The sequence below is a fragment of the Methylobacterium aerolatum genome, from assembly GCF_022179085.1.
GTDB lineage: Bacteria > Pseudomonadota > Alphaproteobacteria > Rhizobiales > Beijerinckiaceae > Methylobacterium > Methylobacterium aerolatum.
Genome location: NZ_BPQE01000002.1, coordinates 73,400 through 94,261, shown reverse-complemented (window position 1 = coordinate 94,261; position 20,862 = coordinate 73,400). Strand labels below are relative to the sequence as shown.

16 protein-coding genes are annotated in these 20,862 nt (G+C 72.1%); 11 read left to right on the top strand and 5 right to left on the bottom strand.

Going from position 1 to position 20,862, the window contains the following annotated elements; genetic code table 11:
- Positions 1 to 17: 17 nt before the first annotated feature.
- From MFF06_RS00920 to MFF06_RS00910, 3 genes are all read right to left on the bottom strand, one after another.
- Positions 18 to 1,157, bottom strand: a complete 1,140-nt coding sequence (locus MFF06_RS00920; RefSeq protein WP_238201111.1) for a beta-ketoacyl-ACP synthase — start codon at positions 1,155 to 1,157, stop codon at positions 18 to 20.
- On the bottom strand, positions 1,154 to 1,636 hold the full coding sequence (locus tag MFF06_RS00915) for a 3-hydroxyacyl-ACP dehydratase FabZ family protein (protein WP_238201109.1): 483 nt from the start codon (positions 1,634 to 1,636) through the stop codon (positions 1,154 to 1,156). The genes MFF06_RS00920 and MFF06_RS00915 overlap by 4 nt, the downstream gene beginning before the upstream one ends.
- An 88-nt stretch (positions 1,637 to 1,724) precedes the next feature.
- Positions 1,725 to 2,033: an acyl carrier protein gene (locus MFF06_RS00910; RefSeq protein WP_238201108.1), complete on the bottom strand. Its 309-nt coding sequence runs from the start codon at positions 2,031 to 2,033 to the stop codon at positions 1,725 to 1,727.
- 328 nt (positions 2,034 to 2,361) lie between these two features.
- Here MFF06_RS00910 and MFF06_RS00905 point away from each other — a divergent pair, with 328 nt between their 5' ends.
- The 10 genes from MFF06_RS00905 to MFF06_RS00860 all read left to right on the top strand — a co-directional run bounded on the left by MFF06_RS00905 (position 2,362) and on the right by MFF06_RS00860 (position 17,521).
- Positions 2,362 to 3,522 (top strand): AI-2E family transporter, encoded by a 1,161-nt coding sequence (locus MFF06_RS00905; RefSeq protein ID WP_370876545.1) that lies wholly within the window; start codon positions 2,362 to 2,364, stop codon positions 3,520 to 3,522.
- Between the two features lie 259 nt (positions 3,523 to 3,781).
- A complete protein-coding gene (locus MFF06_RS00900; protein WP_238201106.1) occupies positions 3,782 to 4,798 on the top strand; it encodes an AAA family ATPase in 1,017 nt (338 codons plus the stop codon).
- A gap of 2 nt (positions 4,799 to 4,800) precedes the next feature.
- Positions 4,801 to 5,709 carry a DUF58 domain-containing protein gene (locus MFF06_RS00895; protein WP_238201105.1) on the top strand — a complete coding sequence of 303 codons (909 nt, stop codon included), beginning with the start codon at positions 4,801 to 4,803 and terminating at the stop codon, positions 5,707 to 5,709.
- Positions 5,710 to 5,718: 9 nt separating this feature from the next.
- Positions 5,719 to 8,541 carry a DUF4159 domain-containing protein gene (locus MFF06_RS00890; RefSeq protein ID WP_238201104.1) on the top strand — a complete coding sequence of 941 codons (2,823 nt, stop codon included), beginning with the start codon at positions 5,719 to 5,721 and terminating at the stop codon, positions 8,539 to 8,541.
- A 166-nt stretch (positions 8,542 to 8,707) separates the two neighbouring features.
- The gene (locus MFF06_RS00885; protein WP_238201103.1) at positions 8,708 to 10,792 is read left to right on the top strand and encodes a hypothetical protein; all 2,085 of its coding nucleotides are present in this window, start codon (positions 8,708 to 8,710) and stop codon (positions 10,790 to 10,792) included.
- 323 nt (positions 10,793 to 11,115) lie between these two features.
- The gene (locus tag MFF06_RS00880) at positions 11,116 to 11,712 is read left to right on the top strand and encodes a PAS domain-containing protein (protein WP_238201101.1); all 597 of its coding nucleotides are present in this window, start codon (positions 11,116 to 11,118) and stop codon (positions 11,710 to 11,712) included.
- 165 nt (positions 11,713 to 11,877) lie between these two features.
- On the top strand, positions 11,878 to 13,716 hold the full coding sequence (locus MFF06_RS00875) for an extracellular solute-binding protein (RefSeq protein ID WP_370876558.1): 1,839 nt from the start codon (positions 11,878 to 11,880) through the stop codon (positions 13,714 to 13,716).
- Positions 13,713 to 15,572 (top strand): extracellular solute-binding protein, encoded by a 1,860-nt coding sequence (locus MFF06_RS00870; protein ID WP_238201095.1) that lies wholly within the window; start codon positions 13,713 to 13,715, stop codon positions 15,570 to 15,572. The genes MFF06_RS00875 and MFF06_RS00870 overlap by 4 nt, the downstream gene beginning before the upstream one ends.
- Positions 15,573 to 15,720: 148 nt before the next feature.
- A complete protein-coding gene (locus MFF06_RS00865) occupies positions 15,721 to 16,830 on the top strand; it encodes a microcin C ABC transporter permease YejB (protein WP_238201094.1) in 1,110 nt (369 codons plus the stop codon).
- A gap of 172 nt (positions 16,831 to 17,002) precedes the next feature.
- The gene (locus MFF06_RS00860; RefSeq protein WP_238201092.1) at positions 17,003 to 17,521 is read left to right on the top strand and encodes a GNAT family N-acetyltransferase; all 519 of its coding nucleotides are present in this window, start codon (positions 17,003 to 17,005) and stop codon (positions 17,519 to 17,521) included.
- Between the two features lie 3 nt (positions 17,522 to 17,524).
- On the opposite strand, the gene MFF06_RS00855 is transcribed toward MFF06_RS00860, so the two are convergent.
- Both MFF06_RS00855 and MFF06_RS00850 read right to left on the bottom strand, forming a co-directional pair.
- A complete protein-coding gene (locus MFF06_RS00855) occupies positions 17,525 to 18,712 on the bottom strand; it encodes a multidrug effflux MFS transporter (protein ID WP_283207227.1) in 1,188 nt (395 codons plus the stop codon).
- A 161-nt stretch (positions 18,713 to 18,873) separates the two neighbouring features.
- A complete protein-coding gene (locus tag MFF06_RS00850) occupies positions 18,874 to 19,842 on the bottom strand; it encodes a c-type cytochrome (protein WP_238201091.1) in 969 nt (322 codons plus the stop codon).
- A 274-nt stretch (positions 19,843 to 20,116) separates the two neighbouring features.
- On the opposite strand from MFF06_RS00850, the gene MFF06_RS00845 reads away from it, so the two are divergent.
- Positions 20,117 to 20,860, top strand: a complete 744-nt coding sequence (locus tag MFF06_RS00845) for a 3-deoxy-manno-octulosonate cytidylyltransferase (protein WP_238201089.1) — start codon at positions 20,117 to 20,119, stop codon at positions 20,858 to 20,860.
- The last annotated feature ends 2 nt before the right edge of the window (positions 20,861 to 20,862 follow it).

Here is a 20,862-nt window from a genome sequence, read left to right as displayed (position 1 = left end):
GGTGTGATCCCGCCGGATCAGGCCGCCGTCAGGCGCAGCACGCCCTCGCCGCGGCGATGGCCGACGGTGGTGACGGCGACATCCTTCGCCCGGCCGTCCCGGAGCAGCACCGCGGCGAGGGCGGCGGCGAAGGGGGCGGCGACCTCCAGGCCGTGGCCGACGAGATCGCCGAGCGCGATGCGCCGGGCCGCCGGGGCGAGGCGGCGCAGGGTTTCGTCCTCCTCCGCCGTGATCGGCGCGACGCCGGTGGCGGCGGAGATCACTGTGTCCGGCGCGGCCGTGCCCGATTCGGTCCACCGCGCGGAGAGGGCTTCGGAGACCGCTCCGGGCTCCCGGCGGGTGCGACCGCTCGCCACCGCGTCGAGCCGGGCGAGGGGCGTGGCCCCCCGGGCCGCCGCGTGCTCGGTCGATTCGAGGAGCAGGAAGGCTGCGCAGCTTCCCAGGATGAAGCCGCCCGGAGCCCCCCGGCCGAAGACCGGCGCGTAGGCGCCGTCCCCGGCCGATTTGAAGGCGAACCCACCCATCGCGTGGACGAGGAGCACGTCCGGCCGGTCGGCGCTGTAGGAGCCACCCACCAGCATGGTCTCGTTCTGGCCCGAGGCGATCCGCGCCTGGGCGATCCGCAGGGCGTCCACCCCCGCCGATTCCTCGCCCATGAAGGTGCGCGAGGCGGCGGTGACGCCGTGGACGATGGCGATGTTGCCCGCGAGCAGGTTGGAGAGCTGCGCGAGGAAGAGGGTCGGCCGCAAATCGTTCTGCAGGCGCTCGTTGAGGAAGGCGCCGGGATCGGCCGCATCGCGCAGGCCGGTGAGGATCGTGCCGTCCACCGCGTAGTCGCGCTCGCCGCCCCCCGCCGACACCACGAGGTGCAGCGACTGCTTGAAGGCGGCATCCTCCTTCACGCCGGCGGAATCGAGGGCGAGGCCGGCGGCGTAGACGCCCAGGCGCTGCCACGCCTCCATCTGGCGCTGGTCGCTCTTCTTGGGAATCTGCCGGTCCCACGCGATGGCGGGGGCCGGATGGACCGGATAGGGCGCGAAGCTCCCGGCATCGAGGCGCGGCGGCGCGCCCGCGTCCAGGGCGGCCAGGTGCGCCTCCGGCCCCTCGCCCGCGCAGGAGACCAGCCCGATCCCCGTGACGACGACGGGCCGGCTCACGCGGCCGCTCCCCCGCCGAGCCCGGCGAGCGCGAGGAGGCCGATCGCCTCGGCGCGTTGGCGCATCGGCCCGTCGAGCCCGTCCGGGAAGGGCATGGTGCGAAAGCGCAGTTCCGCGTCGCAGAGGGCCTTGCCGTCGTGACGGATCGCGGCCTTCGTCACCGCGTAGCCGGAGCCGTCGTGCTCCAGGGTGGCGCTCACCGACAGGGTGGCGCCGGGGCCGACGAAGCTGCGGAACCGCGCCTTGTCGACGCCGGTGAGGAAGGGCATCCGCTCGAAGCCGAGATGGGCGAGGATCAGGTAGCCGGAGGCCTGCGCCATCGTCTCGGTGAGCAGCACTCCCGGCACCAGCGGATGGCCGGGGAAATGCCCCTCGAAGACGGGGCTCGCCTCGGGCACCCGGGCCGTGGCCTCGATCTGTCCGGCGGCACGGTCGAGCCGTACCACGCTGTCGATCATCTCGAAGTATTCAAGGCGCATGGCGGTCCGGACTGTGGGGCACTCAGGCTTCCGGGCGAAGCGCGGAGGCGGCTCCGTCCTTTCGGGCGGAGCGCGGCATGAGGCCGGTTCAGGCCTTGGCGGCCTTCTCGGCCACGAGCGCGTCGATCCGGGCGCAGAGGTTCTTCAGCACGAAGTACTGCTCGGCCGGGACCTTGCCTTCGTTGACCTCCTGCGTCCACCGCTCCAGCGGCAGCTTGATGCCGAAGGCCTTGTCCACGGCAAAGGCGATGTCGAGGAAGGCGAGGCTGTCGATCCCGAGATCGTCGATGGCGTGGCTCTCGGGCGTGATCTTGTCCCGCTCGATGTCGGCCGTCTCGGCGATGATGTCTGCGACGCGCTGGAAGGTCGCGCTGCCGGTGGCGGGATCGTCGGACATGGTTTCTCGTGGGCTCTGAACGGGTTCCGGTTCGGCCGGGAGGTGCCCCCGCGCCGGGCGACCGGCGTCTCATACCTCAGGGCCGTGAAGCGGCCGGGGCGGGACCGGAACACCGGCCCGCCACGCGCCGCCTGCGGGTGCGCGGACCTCTACACGAGGGGTTCCGGTGCGGCAACCTTAGCCGGGTGGCGCGCGTTGGGCGGACCACGGCACGGAGGATCATCCCCCGTCGGCCCGCGCTGGCGGGCGGGCGACGGGAGGCGTATCGGAGCCGTCGCCGTCACGCCCGCCCGGCGCGGACCGGCGGCGTGCGAATCGGAGTAGGCGGATGAAGTCCCAGTCCCTGTCGCCGCCCATGCAGCCCCTGGCGGCACCCGTGCCGCCCTCCCGGCCCCTCTCGGAGACCCGGCCGGACCCGTCCCACCTTCCGCCCGTGGAGCGGGCGAAGGGGCAGGGCGTGGCCCGGGTGTTCCTCGTGCTGGCGCTGGCCGCCCTCGGCATCTGGATCCTTCACGAGTTCCTGCCGGCGCTCGCCTGGGCGGTGGTCCTCGCCATCGCGCTGGGGCCGCTCTACGCGCGGCTGGAACGCGCCTTCCCGCGCACCGGCCACAACATCCTGCTGCCGAGCCTCGCGGTGCTGGCCGTCGCGCTGGTCTTCCTCGTGCCCCTCGTCGTCCTCGGCGTCCAGGCGGCGCGGGAGGCCCACGACGTGGCCGAGTTCGTGCGCAAGGCCGAGGAGAGCGGCATCCCCGCCCCCGAATTCCTGAACCGGCTGCCCTACGGCGCCGCCCAGGCCACGGCGTGGTGGAACGACAATCTCGGCCACGCCAAGGCGGGCTCGGAGATCCTGCGCCGGTTCGACAACGGAACGGTGATCGGCACCGGGCGCAACGTCGGCCGGGAGGTGGTCCACCGCCTCGTCCTGTTCGGCTTCAGCCTCGTCGCCCTGTTCTTCCTCTTCCGCGAGCGCGAGACCGTGCGGCGGCAGGCGCTGACCGCCTGCGACCGGCTGTTCGGGCCCCGCGGCGAGCGGATCGGCCGGCAGATGGTGGCGTCGGTCCACGGCACCGTGGACGGGCTGGTCCTCGTCGGGCTGGGCGAGGGCGTGATCCTCGGTATCGTCTACTACTTCGCCGGGGTGCCGCATCCGGTCCTGCTCGGCGCCTTCACCGCCGTGGCGGCGATGATCCCCTTCGGCGCGGCGCTCGCCATCGCCATCGCGGCGCTGCTTCTCGTGGCGGCGGGCTCGGTGACGGCGGCCCTCGTCGTGGCGGCGGCGGGCCTCGTCGTCACCTTCGTCGCCGACCACTTCATCCGCCCGGCGCTCATCGGCGGCACCACCAAGCTGCCCTTCCTGTGGGTGCTGCTCGGCATCCTAGGCGGGGTCGAGACCTTCGGGCTGCTCGGCCTGTTCCTCGGCCCGGCGGTGATGGCGGCCCTGGTGCTGCTGTGGCGGGAGTTCACCGAGGGGCAGGACCGGAGGGCGTGAGGGCACGCGACCGGCCCGCCGGCCGGGAGGCGAAGCCGTCCTCGCGAGCGGAGCGACGCATTCCAGGAGCCGAGGGCCGCCGATCGATGGTGGCGCGTCCCTGGATCGCGTCGCCGTCGCTCGCGATGACGAAATGCCGGGGGGCAATCACGGAAAGGCGTGCGGCGATCCCGACCTTGCCAGCCGCCCCGGAACGGGCCCACACTCCGCCCCTTCCGCGACATCATCTTCGCGGCGTCATGAGGAGACGAAGATCGGCATGATCCAGGCCGCCAGCCAGGGCGCGAGCCCCGCCACCAGCCTCGATGACGGCATCGTCGCCACGGCCGAGAGCTGCCTCGAGGCGGTGGGCCAGGCCCGCGAGGCGATCCACAAGGTGATCTTCGGGCAGGAGAAGGTCGTCGACCTCGCCCTGGTGACCATCCTCTCCGGCGGCCACGGCCTTCTCGTGGGCCTGCCCGGTCTCGCCAAGACCAAGCTCGTCGAGACACTCGGCACGGTGCTCGGCCTCGATGCGCGGCGCGTCCAGTTCACGCCCGACCTGATGCCCTCCGACATCCTCGGCACCGAGATCCTGGAGGAGGATGCCGAGCGCCGCCGCGCCTTTCGATTCGTGAAGGGGCCGGTCTTCACGCAATTGCTGATGGCGGACGAGATCAACCGCGCCAGCCCCCGCACCCAGTCGGCCCTGCTCCAGGCGATGCAGGAGGGTCACGTCTCGGTGGCCGGTGAGCGCCACGACCTGCCCCGGCCGTTCCACGTGCTCGCCACGCAGAACCCGATCGAGCAGGAGGGCACCTACCCGCTGCCCGAGGCGCAGCTCGACCGGTTCCTGCTGGAGATCGACGTCGGCTATCCCGACCGGGCGGCGGAGCGGCGCATCCTCATCGAGACCACGGGTGCCGAGGAGCACCGCCCGGCGGCGGTGATGTCCACGGACCAGCTGATGACCGCACAGCGCCTCGTGCGCCGCCTGCCGGTGGGCGAGGCGGTGGTGGAGGCGATCCTCGACCTGGTCCGCGCCGCGCGGCCGACGGGCGGCGACGCCCTGGTGAAGGACAAGCTCCTCTGGGGTCCCGGCCCCCGCGCCAGCCAGGCGCTGACGCTCGCCGCCCGCGCCCGCGCCCTGATCGAGGGCCGCGTCGCGCCCTCCGTCGCCGACGTGAAGGCCCTGGCCGAGCCCGTGCTGAAGCACCGCATGGCCCTCAACTACGCGGCCCGCGCCGACGGCGAGACCATCGAGGGGCTGATCGCCAAGCTCGCGGAGAAGCTCTGACCTTGGTGGCGACGAAGGCCCTCGCGGCGGAGACGCGCCGCCCCGGTCGGCGGGAGAGCGAGGGCGCGGCCGCGCTGGCGGCCAGGATGCCCCGCCTCGTGCTGGAGGCGCGGCAGGTGTCCAGCCTCCTCGCGCACGGGCTGCACGGGCGTCGGCGCGCCGGGCCCGGCGAGAGTTTTTGGCAGTTCCGGCCCTTCGTCACCGGCGAGGCCGCCGCGCGGGTCGATTGGCGCCGCTCCGCCCGGGACGACCGGCTCTACGTCCGCGAGCGGGAATGGGAGGCGGCCCACAACATCTGGTTCTGGATCGACCGCTCGGCCTCCATGGCCTTCGCCTCGGACCTCGCCGGAGCCTCGAAGATCGAGCGTGCGCTGGTGCTCGGCCTCGCCCTGGCCGACGCCTTCGTGGATGGCGGCGAGCGGGTCGGGCTGCTCGGCCTGACGCGGGCGCGGGCCTCGCGGGGCATCGTGGAGCACCTCGCCCAGGCCCTCGTGGCCGACAGGGCCGGGCTCGACCGGGACCTGCCGCCCGACGCCCAGCCCGCCCGGTTCGACGAGGTGGTGCTGATCGGCGACTTCCTCACCCCGCCGGAGCGCATCGCCGCCTCCCTGTCGGGGCTCGCCGCCGCCGGGAGCCGGGGGCACCTGCTCCTCGTGGCCGACCCGATCGAGGAGACCTTTCCCTTCAGCGGCCAGGCGGTGCTGCACGGCCTGGAGGGGGCGCCCAGCCTCGATATCGGTGACGCGGGGGCCTGGGGTGACCGCTACCGGGCGCGCATCGCCGCCCACCGCGATCGGCTGGCGGAGATCGTGCGCGGGCAGGGCTGGACCCTGACCGTCCACCGCACCGACCGTCCGGCGAGCGAGGCGGCCCTGCGCCTCGCGACCCTCGTCATGGCCCGTGGCGGCTGAGGGATCGCGATGCTCGGATTGACCTTCGCCGCCCCCCTCGCGCTGGCCGCCCTCGTCGGCCTCCCGGCCCTGTGGATCCTCCTGCGGGTGACGCCGCCGCGCCCGCGCCGCATCGATTTCCCGCCGCTGGCGCTCGTGGCGGACCTGCTGCCCCAGCGGCAGACCCCGGCGCGCACGCCGCCCTGGCTGCTGATCCTGCGGATGCTCATCGCCGCCGCCCTGATCCTGGCGGTGGCGGGTCCCGTCTGGAGCCCCGGCGGCGCCGGGTTCGGGGGCGGCAAGACTCCCCTTCTCGTGCTCCTCGACAACGGCGCCACCGCCGCCCACGACTGGCGGGACCGCCTGAGGGTCGCCACCGATGCGGTCGAGGGTGCCGCCCGCGATGGGCGCGCCGTGGCCGTGATCGGCCTCGCCGAGCCCGCCGCGCCCGTGGACGCGCAGACCCCCGCCGCCGCCCTGGAGCGGCTGCGGGCGCTGGCCCCGCGCCCGTACCTGTCGCCGCGCGACCCGCACCTTCAGAGCATCGGCACCTTCCTCGACAAGAACCGCGCCGCCGCCCTCGTCTGGATCACCGACGGGGTGGCCGGTGAGACGGCCGACGCCGCGGGGCGTTTCGTGAAGGGCCTCGGCGACCTCGTCGGCGGGGCGGGCGCCTCCCTCACCGTGTTGAAGGCCGACCGGCCGCCGGCGCTGGGCCTCGCCGCCTCGGACGCGGGCGGCAAGCTCGTCGCCCGCGTGCTCCGCGCCGCGCCGAACGGCCGGGACGTCGGCGTGGTGCGCGCCCTCGACCAGAAGGGGTTGCCGCTGGCCGAGCGCGACTTCGCCCTCAAGCCCGATGCCACGGTCGCGGAGGTCGCCTTCGACATGCCGACGGAACTCCGCAACGGGATCAGCCGGATCGAGATCGCGAACGAGCGCTCGGCGGGGGCGGTGAGCCTCGTGGACGAGCGCGGCAGGCGGCGCCGGGTCGGCCTCGTCTTCGGCGGCACCCTCGATCAGTCGCAGCCGCTGCTGGCGCCCCTCTACTACCTGTCCCGCGCCCTCGACCCCTTCGCCGACGTGCAGCAGCCGCGGGGGGCGATCGGCCTGTCGGAGTCGATCAACCAGCTCCTCGACAACCAAGTGTCGGTGCTGGTGCTCGCCGATGTGGGCGCCCTCGACGACAAGACCTCCGCGCGGATCGCCAAGTTCGTGGATGATGGCGGGCTCCTCCTGCGCTTCGCCGGGCCGCGGCTGGCGGCGGGCAACGACCCCCTGGTGCCGGTGCGCCTGCGCCGGGGCGGGCGGACGCTCGGCGGCACCCTCTCCTGGGATGCGCCGAAGACCGTGGCGCCCTTCCCGCCCGAGAGCCCCTTTGCCGGGCTGACCCCGCCCGCCGACATCGGCGTGCGCCGGCAGATCCTGGCGGAGCCGGACGGCGACCTGCCGGGCAAGACCTGGGCCTCGTTGCAGGACGGCACGCCCATCGTCACCGCGCAGAAGCGGGGGCAGGGGCGCATCGTGCTGTTCCACGTCACCGCCGACACCACGTGGTCGAACCTGCCGCTGTCGGGCCTGTTCATCGACATGCTCCGGCGGGTCGTCGCCCTGGCCGGCGCCGGACCGGCGGAGGGGACCCAGGCCGCCGACGGCAGCCGCGCCCGGGTCGCGGTGCTGGCACCGAGGGCCACCCTCGACGGGTTCGGGGTGCTGGGCTCCCCCCCGGCCTCCGCGACCGCCGTTCCGGCGGATTACGCGGATCGGGGCAGCCGCGAGCATCCGCCGGGCTTCTACGGCCCGCCGGACGGCGGGATCAGCGTCAACCCCCTGAAGCCCGACGACCGTCTCGCCGCCCTCGATTTCGCACCCCTCGGCGCGGTGGGCACCGGCACGCTCGCCGGGGCGAAGACCGTCGATCTCCGGCCCGGTCTGTTCAGCGCCGCGCTGCTCTTCCTCGTCCTCGACACCCTGGCCGGGTTGTGGCTCGGCGGCTTCCTCGGGCGGCTGCGGAGCCTGAGGGGGCGCCCGGCCGCCCTGCTGATCGCCGCCTTCGTCCTCGCCCTTCCGGCGCCTCCTGCGCGGGCGGAGCAGCCGGCGGCGAACCGGCCGAACGGCATCGAATCGGCCCTCATCACCCGCCTCGCCTACATCGTCACCGGGGATGCCGCCGTGGACGAGGCGAGCCGCGCGGGGCTCACCGGCCTGACCCAGATGCTCGCCGCCCGCACCGCGCTGGAACCCGGCGAGCCGGCGGGGCTCGATCCTGCGAAGGACGAGCTGGCCTTCTACCCGCTGATTTACTGGCCCATCGCCGCCAACCGGCCGCAGCCCTCCGAGGCGGCGATCCGCAAGATCGACGCTTTCATGCGCAACGGCGGCACCGTGCTGTTCGACACCCGCGACGCGCTCACCAACCGCCCCGGCGGCCCGCCGAGCCCGGAGGCGACCTACCTGCGCACCATGCTCGCCACCCTGGAGGTGCCGGAACTGGAGCCGGTCCCCGCCGACCACGTTCTGACGAAGGCGTTCTACCTCGTGGACAGTTTCCCCGGCCGCTACGCCACGGGCCAGACCTGGGTCGAGACGCTGCCCCCCGCCGCCGAGGGCGGGGAGCGCCGCCCGGCGCGGGCGGGCGACGGGGTCAGCCCGATCATCATCACCAGCAACGACCTTGCCGCCGCCTGGGCCGTCGGGCGCCGGGGCGAACCCCTCTATCCGATCACCGGCGGCGACCAGCGCCAGCGGGAGATGGCCTTCCGGGGTGGGGTCAACATCGTGATTTACACGCTGACCGGCAACTACAAGGCGGATCAGGTCCATGTGCCCGCTCTGCTGGAGCGGTTGGGGCAGTGAGTGTTTTGCAGGCCCGTGCGGTCTCTCCCCTTCCCCTTGCGGGGAGGGGTAGGGGTGGGGGTGGTGCAGGAGGCACCGCCGCGGTCTCTCCGGGATCACCCCCACCCTCGGTCCCTCCCCGCAAGGGGGAGGGAGGCTGCGTCGCGCTTGCCCTGGATCCCTGCCCATGCTGAGCCTCAGCTTCACGCCCCTTCTCCCATGGCCGGTCCTGGCGGCGCTGGGCGTCGTGGCGCTGGTCCTGGCGGTGCTGGCCGTCGTCGCCCGGGGCCGCGCCGCCCTGCTGCGCGCCCTCGTGCTGGCCCTGGTCCTCGCCGCCCTGACGAATCCCGCCCTGGTGCGGGAGGACCGGGAGCCGGTGAAGGACATCGCCGCCGTGGTGATCGACCGTTCCGCCTCCCAGGCGCTGGGCGACCGGCCTCAGATGACCGATCAGGTCCGCGCCGAGTTGCAGCGCCGGTTCGGCTCCCTCGCCACCATCGAGCCCCGCTTCATCGACGTGCCGGATGCCGGCGAGGGCGACGAGGGCACCAAGCTGTTCGCGGCGCTGGGCCAAGCCCTGGCCGACGTGCCGCCCGAGCGGCTCGCCGGCGTCGTGATGGTGACGGACGGCGTGGTGCACGACATTCCGTCCTCCCTGGCGCAGCTCGGCATCAAGGCGCCTCTGCACGTCCTCGTCACCGGCCATGCCGACGAGCGCGACCGGCAGATCAAGCTGCTGGAGGCCCCCCGCTTCGGCATCGTCGGCAAGGATCTGACCATCCGCGCCGAGGTGATGGAGCGCGGCGGCACGGGCCATGCCGTGGTCGTCACCCGCCGCGACGGCGAGGAGATCGACCGGCGCGACGTGCCGACCGGCAAGCCGTTCTCCCTCTCCACCCGGATCGAGCACGGCGGCCAGAACGTCGTGGAGATCGAGGTCGAGCCGCTTCCGAACGAGCTGACCACGGTGAACAACAGGGCGGTCCTGCCCATCGAGGGCATCCGCGAGAAGCTGCGCGTGCTCCTCGTCTCCGGCGAGCCGCACCAGGGCGAGCGCACGTGGCGCAACCTGCTGAAGTCGGATGCGAACGTCGATCTCGTCCACTTCACCATCCTGCGCCCGCCGGAGAAGCAGGACGGTACGCCGATCTCCGAACTGTCGCTGATCGCCTTCCCGACCCGCGAACTGTTCGTTCAGAAGATCAAGGACTTCGATCTCATCATCTTCGACAGGTACGCCAACCAGAGCGTGCTGCCGCAGGCCTACTTCGACAACATCGTCCGCTACGTCCGCGACGGCGGCGCGCTGCTGATCGCGGCGGGGCCCGAATATGCCGGCGCGGCGAGCCTCGCCCGCACCCGGCTCGCGGGGATCCTGCCGGGCGATCCCGACGGGCGCGTGGTGGAGCGGCCCTACAAGGCGACTCCGACCCAGACCGGCCAGCGCCATCCCGTCACCCGCGCCCTGCCGGGCTCGGACGCGAACCCGCCCGCTTGGGGCGACTGGCTGCGGATCGTCCAGGCGCGAATGCGCCCCGGCATCCAGCCGGTCCTCTCCGGGGCGGAGGGCCTGCCCTTGCTCGCCCTCTCGCGGGAGGAGAAGGGCCGCGTCGCCCTGCTGCTCTCCGACCATGCCTGGCTCTGGGCGCGGGGCTACCAGGAGGGCGGCCCCTATCTCGATCTGCTCCGGCGCCTCGCCCATTGGCTGATGAAGGAGCCGGCCCTCGAAGAGGAGGCCCTGCGCGCCCAGATGACCGGCCACGGCCGCGAGGTGCGGATCGAGCGGCAGACAATGGCCGACACCGCCGAGCCGGTGACGGTGACCGGCCCGACCGGCACGGTCACGACCCTTCCCCTCAAGGCCGCTGAGCCCGGCCTGTTCACGGCGACCTTCGAGGCCAAGAGCCTGGGCCTGCACACCCTGCGCTCCGGCAACCTCGTCGCCTTCGTGAGCGTCGGCCCCGCCAACCCCCGCGAACTCGCCGACGTGTTCAGCGACACCGAGCGCCTGCGCCCGGCGGCGGAGGGCTCCGGTGGATCGGTCCGCCGCCTCGCGGATGCCTCCGGCGCGGTGCAGGTGCCGCGGCTCCAAGTCCAGCGCGGCGCGCGCCTCGCGGGTGCAGACTGGATCGGCTTCCGCCCAAGCGACAGCGCCAACATCCGCGGCGTCGAGGTCTATCCGCTCGCCCTCGGGCTGGCGGCCCTCGCCGCGCTGGCGGCGGCCCTGCTCGCCATGTGGCTCGTGGAAGGGCGGCGCGGCCGGGCGGCCTGAGCCCGGCGCCCGCGTCGGGGTTGGATTACCGTCGCGACCGCCCCTGACCCCTGCCCGAAAACTGTTCCTGTCCTCGATAGTCGACGCGAATGTAGCAACCGCTTCGCTCTGTGGCGCCAAGGCGGCGCCGCGGACTGGTGAAATTTGACCAAAGGACGTGGTTGCTTCTGACGAAAAATAACCGTATCGCTGCGGCTACTAGAGTTCCTCAGCAGCGCGTACATTGTGTGCCAGTGCGCAAGTCGACACGGTTTGGTAACTAAGTTCGCTCCGTGCGTGTGGCGAATGTGCATCAAATCGCTAAGTATTGGGGGTTCTGAGGCGTGACCGCCCATGGAAAAGACGAGTCCGGCGGCCTCTCTGAGCAGTTGCAGTCCGCCCTCGATGCCAGCGGCGTGGTCGGCACCTGGGATTGGGATCTCGTGCGACGCATCGCCCGCTACGACCGTGGGGCCGCCGAACTCCTCGCCCTCGATCCCGACCTCGCGGGCCGGGACATCCGCGGCGACATGGCGATGGTGGGCATCCACCCCGACGACCGCGTCTGGCTCCGGAACGAAGTAGGACGATCGGTCGGCATCGGCGGCGTGTTCCTGGCGGAGTATCGGGTCGTGTCGGCGCGCGGCGAGGTCCGCTGGCTGCTGAGCCGCGGACGGATCTATCAGGACCCCCACGGCCGCCCCGTCCGCTCCAAGGGCATCCTGATCGACATCACCGAGAGCCGCGACGAGAGCCAGGGCTACGTCGCGATGCCCAAGGAACGTGTGCAGCACCCCATCGACCGGGCTGCGGGATTGTTGCTGGAGGCCCGCAAGGCCCTCGACGAGTCCGGGGCCGAAGTACCCAGCCACGTCCGCGTCGCCCTCGATCTCGCCCTGTTCGAGGTCGGGACGCAGATCGCGCGCCGCTCCCATCACTGAGCCCGCGCGGGCCTGCGGGCGCTTGCGCACTCGACGCGTCAGGGCCATCGCCCTAAACCCGGCCTCGTGACCGGCGGCGCCCCGCCGCCCGAGTCCCAGAGGTTCGGAGGCAGCCCGCCCGTGACGCAGCCACCCGTCGTGACCCGCCGCCTGTTCAATGGGACGCTGCTCGCGGCCTGCCTCGTCCGGCCCGCCGGCGCGCAACCCGCCCCGGCGACCCCCGACGGCGAGTGGACCCACGCGCTGACCCTGATGGGCGCCCCGAAATACGCGCCCGGCTTCACCCACTTCGAGTATGCCGATCCCAAGGCGCCCAAGGGCGGCCTCGTGCGCCTCGGCGTCCAGGGCGGCTTCGACAACCTGAACATCGTCGTCTCGGGCCTGAAGGGCGACCTCGAAGGCGGCATCCAGCAGATCTACGACACGCTCACCACGACCTCCTCCGACGAGCCGTCCAGCGCCTACGGGCTGCTGGCGGAGGCGGTGAAGGTCGGCCCCGATCTCGGCTCGGCGGTCTACCGCCTGCGCGAGGGGCCGACCTGGCATGACGGCCGGCCGATCACGCCTGAGGACGTGGTGTGGTCCTTCGAGACGCTGAAGGGCAACTCGCCCTTCTACGCCTCCTACTATCACAACGTCGCCAAGGTGGAGGCAACGGGCCCCCGCGAGGTGACCTTCACCTTTTCCGAGAAGGGCAATCGGGAGCTGCCGCAGGTGGTCGGCCAGTTCCCCGTGCTGCCCAAGCACTGGTGGACGGGCAAGGACGCGCAAGGCCGCGCCCGCAACGTCACCGAGACGACCCTGGAGATCCCCCTCGGCTCCGGCCCCTACCGGCTTGAGAAGCTCGAGCCTGGCCGCACCGCCACCTATACCCGTGTCGCCGAGTACTGGGGCAAGGACGTGCCCGCGAATGTCGGCCGCAACAACTTCGGTACCGTCCGCTACGAGTATTTCCGGGACGGCACGGTGCTGGTGGAGGCCCTGAAGGGCGACCTCTACGACTTCCGCATCGAGAACATCGCCCGCAACTGGGCCACCGCCTACGACGACTTCCCCGCCGTGAAGGAGGGTCGCCTCATCAAGGAGCCCTTCCCCGACCGGGGCAACGGCATCATGCAGGCGTTCGTGTTCAACACGCGCAAGGACAAGTTCAAGGATCAGCGCGTCCGCCGGGCGTTCAACCTCGCCATGAACTTCGAGGAGATGAACAAGGCGCTGTTCTACGGCCTGTACAAGCGGATCGATTCCTACTTCTTCGGGTCCGAACTCGCCTCCTCCGGCCTGCCCGAGGGGCGTGAGCGGGAGATCCTGGAGAGCGTCAAGGACAAGGTCCCGGCCTCGGTCTTCACCACGCCCTACAAGAACCCCGTCAGCGACACGTCGGATGCCGTGCGCGCCAACCTGCGTGAGGCGGTGCGCCTGCTGCGCGAGGCGGGCTACGAGTTGAAGGGCGGCCAGATGATCGACAAGGCCGGCACGCCGCTCACCGTCGAGTTCCTGGAATTCCAGAACACCTTCGAGCGGGTGATCCTGCCCTTCTCGGCGCAGCTCAAGCTCATCGGCATCGGTGCGAGCCTGCGGGTGATCGATCAGGCGCAGTACCAGAACCGGATCCGCAACTTCGACTTCGAAATCACCACCACCGGCTGGGGCGAATCGCTCTCGCCGGGCAACGAGCAGCGGGAGTACTGGGGCTCCGCCGCCGCCGACAAGCCCGGCTCGCGCAACCTCATCGGCGTGAAGGATCCCGCCATCGACGCGCTGATCGACAAGCTCGTCTTCGCCCCCGACCGCGAGGGCGTCGTGGCCGCCACCCGGGCGCTCGACCGGGTGCTGCTCGCCCACGATTTCGTGGTGCCGCAATGGGCGTCCGACCGGCAGCGGACCCTGCGCTGGAACCGGTTCAGCCACCCGCCGGTGCTGCCGCTCTACGGCGCGTCCGGCTTCCCGACGACGTGGTGGTACGACGAGGCGCTGGCCGCCAAGACGGGGGCGCCCCGGTGAGGGCGACCCGGCGCGGCCTCGTCCTCGGAAGTCTCGCCGCGGCGGCGCTGCCCCGGTTCGCGCCGACCGCCGCGCGGGCGGCCGAGGGAGACGAGCGGCACGGCCTGTCGAGCTTCGGCGAGTTGAAATACCCGAAGGATTTCGAGCGGTTCGCCTACGTGAACCCGCTGGCGCCCAAGGGCGGGCGCTTCTCGGGTCAGCTCGCCTCGACCATCGGAAACCAGTCGCTCGGCACCTTCGACACCCTCAACATCTACGTCCTGCGCGGCGCCGGCGCGGCGGGGATGAACCTGACCTTCGACAGCCTGATGGTCCGGGCGCTGGACGAGCCCGACGCGATCTACGGCCTCGTCGCCCGCGCCGTCACCGTGAGCCCCGACGGGCTGACCTACACCTTCACCCTGCGGCCCCAGGCCCGCTTCCGCGACGGATCGCGCCTCACGGCGAAGGACGCCGCCTTCAGCCTGACGATTCTGCGGGACAGGGGGCACCCTGAGATTGCGGAGACGATCCGCGACATGAGCGAGGCCCGCGCCGAGGGCGACGAGCGCCTCGTCGTGACCTTCGCGCCGGGCCGCGCCCGGGACCTGCCGCTGACCATCGCGCAACTGCCGATCTTCTCGGCCGCCTACTATGCGGGCCGCGACTTCGAGGCGTCCAGCCTGGAGCCGCCGCTGGGCTCCGGCCCCTATCGGGTCGGCGCCGTCGATCCCGGCCGGTCCATCGGCCTGGAGCGGGTGGCCGACTACTGGGCGGCGGACCTCCCGGTTTGCATCGGCCAGAACAATTTCGACTCGATCCGCTACGAGTATTTCCGCGATCGCACCGTGGCCTTCGAGGCGTTCAAGAGCGGTGCCTTCACCTACCGGGAGGAGTTCACCTCCCGCGTCTGGGCCACGGGCTACGACTTCCCGGCGGTGGCCGAGGGCCGGGTGGTGCGCGACGAGGTGCCCGACGCGCGCCCCTCCGGCACGCAGGGCTGGTGGATCAACGGGCGGCGGGCCAAGTTCCAGGATCCGCGGGTTCGGGAGGCCATCGGCCTGTGCTTCGACTTCGAGTGGTCGAACAAGAACCTGATGTACGGCGCCTACCGGCGGACCGCCTCGTTCTTCGAGAATTCCGACCTGAAGGCCACGGGGATGCCCTCGCCCGGGGAACTGGCGCTCCTCGAACACCTGCGGGACAGGCTCCCGGCCGAGGTGTTCGGCGATCCCGTCACGCCGCCGGTCTCGGACGGGTCCGGCCAGGACCGGGCGCTCCTGAAGCGGGCCGACGCCCTGCTGCGCGAGGCCGGCTGCGTCCGGTCGGGGAACGAGCTGCGCCTGCCCTCCGGCGAGGCCCTGACGCTCGAATTCCTGGACGACGACCCCGTCTTTCAGCCGGTGACGCAGCCCTTCATCCGCAACCTCGCGCTCCTCGGCATCAAGGCGTCGAGCCGCATGGTCGACCCGTCGCAGTATCAGGCGCGGCTCAAGGACTTCGATTTCGACCTCACGGCCCGGCGCTACGGCGGCGGGGTGACGCCCGGCGCCGACCTGCGCGACCTCTACGGCTCGCGGGCCGCCGCGACCCCCGGCTCCAACAACCTGTCCGGCATCGCCGACCCGGCCGTCGATGCGCTGCTGACGGTCCTGGCGGGGGCCGAGTCCCGCGCCGCCCTCACCACCGCCTGCCGCGCCCTCGACCGGGTGCTGCGGGCCGGGCGTCACTGGGTGCCGATGTGGTACGCCGACAAGCACCGCCTCGCCCTCTGGGACGTCTACGGCCGCCCGGCGAACCCGCCGAAATACGACCTCGCCGCCCCGGCCACATGGTGGTTCGACGCCGAGAAGGCGCGCCGGATCGGACGGGGTTGAGGATGACCATCGATCCATCCCGTCATTGCGAGCAAGGCGAAGCAATCCAGGGTAGCGCCACGGTCCGAGTCGGCCCGCCGCTCGTGGAAAGCTTCGTTCCGCCCGCGATGGCGGTCGAGCATGGGACCGAGGCGGAGGGCGCAATGCCATGCTGAGCTATATCCTCCGCCGCATCGGCCTGATGATCCCGACCCTGTTCGGCATCATGCTGATCACCTTCGCCATCGTTCAGTTCGCCCCCGGCGGCCCGGTGGAGCAGGTGCTGTCGAAGATGCAGGGGCAGAACGAGGGCGCGCTCTCCCGCGTTACCGGCGGCAGCGGCGACCTCGGCGGCGGCTCGCGGGGCGGCAACGCCGGCGCCACGGGGGGCAACTCCCGCTACCGCGGGGCGCAAGGGCTGAGCCCGGAATTCATCGCCAAGCTCGAGAAGCAGTTCGGCTTCGACAAGCCGGCGCCCGAGCGCTTCGCGATGATGCTGTGGAACTACATCCGCTTCGACTTCGGCCGCAGCTACTTTCGCGATGTCAGCGTGATCCAGCTCATCCGCGAGCGGCTGCCGGTCTCGATCTCGCTGGGCCTGTGGATGACGCTCCTGTCCTACGCGATCTCGATTCCGCTGGGCATCCGCAAGGCGGTGAAGGACGGGGAGCGGTTCGACCGCTGGACCTCCGCCGTGGTGATCGTCGGCTACGCGGTGCCGGGCTTCATGTTCGGGCTGATGCTGATCATCCTGTTCGCGGGCGGCTCGTTCTACCAGTGGTTCCCCCTGCGGGGCCTCACCAGCGAGGGCTGGGAGAACTTTTCCACCTGGCACAAGGTCACGGACTATGCGTGGCACATGGTGCTACCGCTGACCGCCCTGGTGATCGGCGCCTTCGCCACCTCGACCCTGCTCACCAAGAACTCGTTCCTCGACGAGATCCGCAAGCAATACGTCCTCACCGCGCGGATGAAGGGCCTGTCCGAGCGCGGTGTGCTCTACGGCCACGTCTTCCGCAACGCGATGCTCATCGTCATCGCGGGCTTTCCGGGCGCCTTCATCGCGGCCTTCTTCACCGGCTCCCTGCTGATCGAGACGATCTTCTCCCTGGACGGGCTCGGGGAGCTTTCCTTCCGTGCCATCGTCGGGCGGGATTATCCGGTGGTGTTCGCGACCCTCTACATCTTCTCGCTGATCGGGCTGGCGGTGAATCTGCTCTCCGATCTGATCTACGTCTGGATCGATCCGCGCATCGATTTTTCTGCCAGGGGTGTCTGACTGTCCGTCATTGCGAGCGGAGCGACTTAATCCAGGGGCGGAGGACCGCTGTCCGGCCAGGACGCTGCCCTGGATGGCATCGGCTCCCGCTCGCGACGACGGGCAATATCGGCGTTTGCCCCCACGCCTCCACGCTGTTACGCGGCTTACGATCCCGCGGAGCCGCCGACCTGTGACCAACCTTTCCCTCGTCGTCCGCTCGGAGCGGACGGAGGACGCCGCCGCCATCGGCAAGCTGGAGGCCCGCGCGTTCGGGCCGGGGCGCTTCGCGCGCACCGCCTACCGCCTGCGCGAGGGCAATCCGCACCGGCTCGATCTCGGCGTCACGGCCTCGGTCGGCAGCTTCCTCGTCGGCTCCGTGCGCATGACCCCCGTGCGGGTGGGGGATTCGGGGCTGTTGATGCTCGGGCCGCTGGCGGTCGATCCGAGCTTCGAGGGGCGGGGCATCGGCACCGCGCTGACCAAGGCCGCCATCGACGCGGCCAGGGCGGCGGGCGAGGGCCTGGTGATCCTCGTGGGCGATGCGCCCTACTATGCCCGCTTCGGCTTCGCGCCGGTGCCCATGGGGCGCCTCGTCATGCCCGGCCCGGTCGATCCGGCCCGCCTGCTCTGGCTGGAACTGACGGAGGGATTCGCCGCCGGACTCACCGGACCCCTCGCGCCGGGGGGCGGCACGGCACCCGCCCGATAGGGCTCACGAGGCCCGGCGCAGGGCCGCCGCCGCGACGAGGCCCGCCGCCAGCAGGGTGAGGGCGACGGGCGTGGCGGAGGTCGCCGGCCACGACGAGGCCGCCACGGTGAAGAGGGCGCCGAAGGCCATTTGCGTGAAGCCGTAGAGGCTGGAGGCCGAACCCGCCGCGTGCGGGGCCATGTTCATGAGCCCGGCCACGGCGTTGGGGCTGAGAAGGCCGACGCCGACGGCGTAGGCGAACAGCGGCACGATCAGGCTCACCACGGTGAGGGCTCCGCTCCGGTCGATCGCCAGCAGGATCAGGGCGGAGGCGATGCACAGGAGGTTGCCGCCCCGCGCCGCCCGGCGGATCGACACGCGGGCCGCGATCCGGCTCGCCAGCACCGCCCCCGCCACCATCCCGAAGACGACGGCGAGGCAATCGAACCCCACCTCCTGCGGGGAACGCCCGAGGCGGTCGACCAGCAGGAAGGGCGCCACGGCCAGGAACGCGTAGAGGCTCGTCCCGCCGCAGGCACCCGCCACGAGGTAGGCGCGGAGCACGGGGATCCGCAGGAGCCGCAGGTAGGCCGCCGCCACGGCGCCGACCCCCGGCAGGGCCATCCGGTGCCGGTTGGTCTCGGGCAGGGTCAGGACGACGAGGGCCGTGAGGACGGCGACCGTCCCCGCGAGCAGGGCGAAGACCGCCCGCCAGCCGAAGGCTTGGCTGACCACGCCGCCGATGGCCGGGGCGAGGGCTGGGGTCAGCGTCATGGCGGTGACGAGGATCGCGAGCTTGCGGGCGGCGTCCTCGCGGGTGGAGACGTCGCGCACCATCGCCCGGCCGATCACCAGGCAGGAGCAGGCGCCGAGCGATTGCAGCAGCCGGGCCGCCAGCAGCACGCCGATGGAGGGGGCGGGAATCGCGAGCAGCAGTCCCGCGAGGTAGAGCGAGAGGCCGCCGATCAGCACCGGACGGCGGCCGTACCGGTCGGAGAGGGGGCCGTAGACCAGTTGGCCGCCCGCGAGGCCGACGAGGTAGACGGTGATCGTCGCCTGCGCGGCCGCCGCCGTAGTGCCGAGATCCGCCGCCGCCGCCGCGAGGGCCGGCACGAAGATGTGCAGGGCCACCGTGCCGGTCATCGTCACGGCGACGAGGAGGGCGAGGGGCGCGCGCCGGGCGGCCGGTGGATCGGAGGTGTCGTCCGGCACGCGCGAAACCCCGGAGCGTCGTCGAGCGGAGGCGAAGCGGGCGGGTGGAGCCCGATGGCTGCGATCCGCGGGCGCCGGGCGCCCGGATCGGCCGGCACGAACCGGACCCGAATGGCGAAGGGGCCGGGCTTAAGGCCCGGCCCCCATCGGCTCCCGTGCGCTTACGGCTTCGGGGCCTGTGTCTCGTCCTTCTTGGGGACGGTGATGTCGAGTTCCTTGGCCTTCTCCACCGCCTCGGGATTCGCCTGGGCGGGGGGCTCCTTCGCGGCCGGGGCGGAGGGGGCCGTCGGCTCGGGGGGGATCAGGCTCGAAGGCTGGCCCTGCTGGTCGCTGTCGTGGGCGTTGGCCGGCGGGCTCGGGGCGTTGCGGTCGCTGCCGTTGCCCTCGGGGCGCGGGCTGCCCGGCGGCTTCTCGATCGCCGGCTTGGCGGTCGTGGTGTCGGCGGGCTTGGCCGGGCTGTCCTTGCCCTCGGAGGGCTTGTTCTCGGCCGGCTTGGCGGCGGTGGGCTTGTCGCCCGCGGGGGCGGCGGGAGCCGCCTTCTCCTCGGATTTGGCGGCGGCGGGCGCGGCGGCGGGCTTCTCCTCAGCCTTCTCGGCGGCCGGCAGCGGCTTGGGGCTGTCCGACAGGCTGCGCAGATAGGCGATCACGTTCGCCCGCTCCGTCGGCGAGGCGATGCCTGCGAAGCCCATCTTCGTGCCCTTGATGTAGCCCTTGGGGCTCGTCAGGAACTCGTCGAGGTCGGCGTAGGTCCAGGTCCCGCCCTTCTCCTTGAGGGCCGCCGAGTAGTCGTAGCCCTCGTGGCCGCCCTTCTTGCGCTCCACCACGTCCCACAGGTCGGGGCCGACCTTGTTCGGGCCGCCCTTCTCGAAGCTGTGGCAGGCCTGGCAGGCCTTGGTGCCGCCCTGGCCCTTCTCGGCGCTCGCGCTGGCGAGGCGCACGGCGATCGGCTCGACGCTCGCCGTCTCGGCCGGGGCCGCGGCGGCCGCGGGCTCCGGCTCGGGCAGGTCGTAGCCGGCCTTGCCGGCTGGTTTGGGATGGTAGATCAGCTCGGCCACGAAGCCGGATCCCGCCGCGAACAGCAGGGCGCCGAGTACGGCGCCAGCGATCTTGTTGACCTCGAACGCGTTCATGGGCCTCTCTAACGTCCCGGGGGCGCGCCTCGGCGAGCGGACCGGGCCACGCCGCCGCACCCTGGAAGGTTTCGAGGGTGCCTTAGCCGCTTCGCACCGATCTTGACAATGGCGCCGGCCCCGCACGCAGGGTCGCGGGTGGGGGCATCGGCAATTTTCTGCCGGATGTGTTACCGGACCCGCCCGGAAGACCCCGAGGGACGACCGACCCCGAGGGACGACAAGGGGTCGCGGTCCTGATACAGACCGGCGCTTCCCACGGGTCCATGAAGCCATGTCCGATCCCCTGGTCCTCATTCCGGCGCGTCTTGCCGCCACCCGCCTGCCGAACAAGCCGCTCGCCGACATCGCCGGCGAGCCGATGATCGTCCACGTCTGGCGCCGGGCGGTGGAGGCGGGGATCGGCCCCGTGGTGGTGGCCACCGACACGCCCGAGATCGTGCAGGTGATCGAGGCCGTGGGCGGGCTCGCGGTGCTGACCCGGCCCGACCATCCGTCGGGTTCCGACCGCCTCGCCGAGGCGCTGGAGGCCGTCGATCCGGAGGGGCGGCACGACGTGGTCGTCAACGTCCAGGGCGACCTGCCCACCATCGATCCCGGCATCATCGGCGCCGCCATCCTGCCGCTGGCCGACCGGACGGTGGACATCGTCACCCTCTGCGCGCCGATCACCGACCTGGAGGAGGCCGACAACCCCAACGTGGTCAAGCTCGTCGGCCACGAGGTCGGCCCGCGCCGCCTGCGCGCCCTCTACTTCACCCGCGCCCGCGCGCCCTACGGCCCGGGGCCGCTGTGGCACCATATCGGCCTCTACGCCTACCGCCGGAAGGCTTTGACGCGGTTCGTCGCCCTGCCGCCGGGCGAACTCGAGACCCGCGAGAAGCTCGAACAGCTCCGCGCCCTGGAGGCCGGGATGCGCATCGACGCCGTGGTCGTCGACGACCTGCCGCTCGGCGTCGACACCCCGGCCGACCTCGAGAAGGCCCGGGCGCTGATGCAGCGCCGCCGCCTCAACTGAAA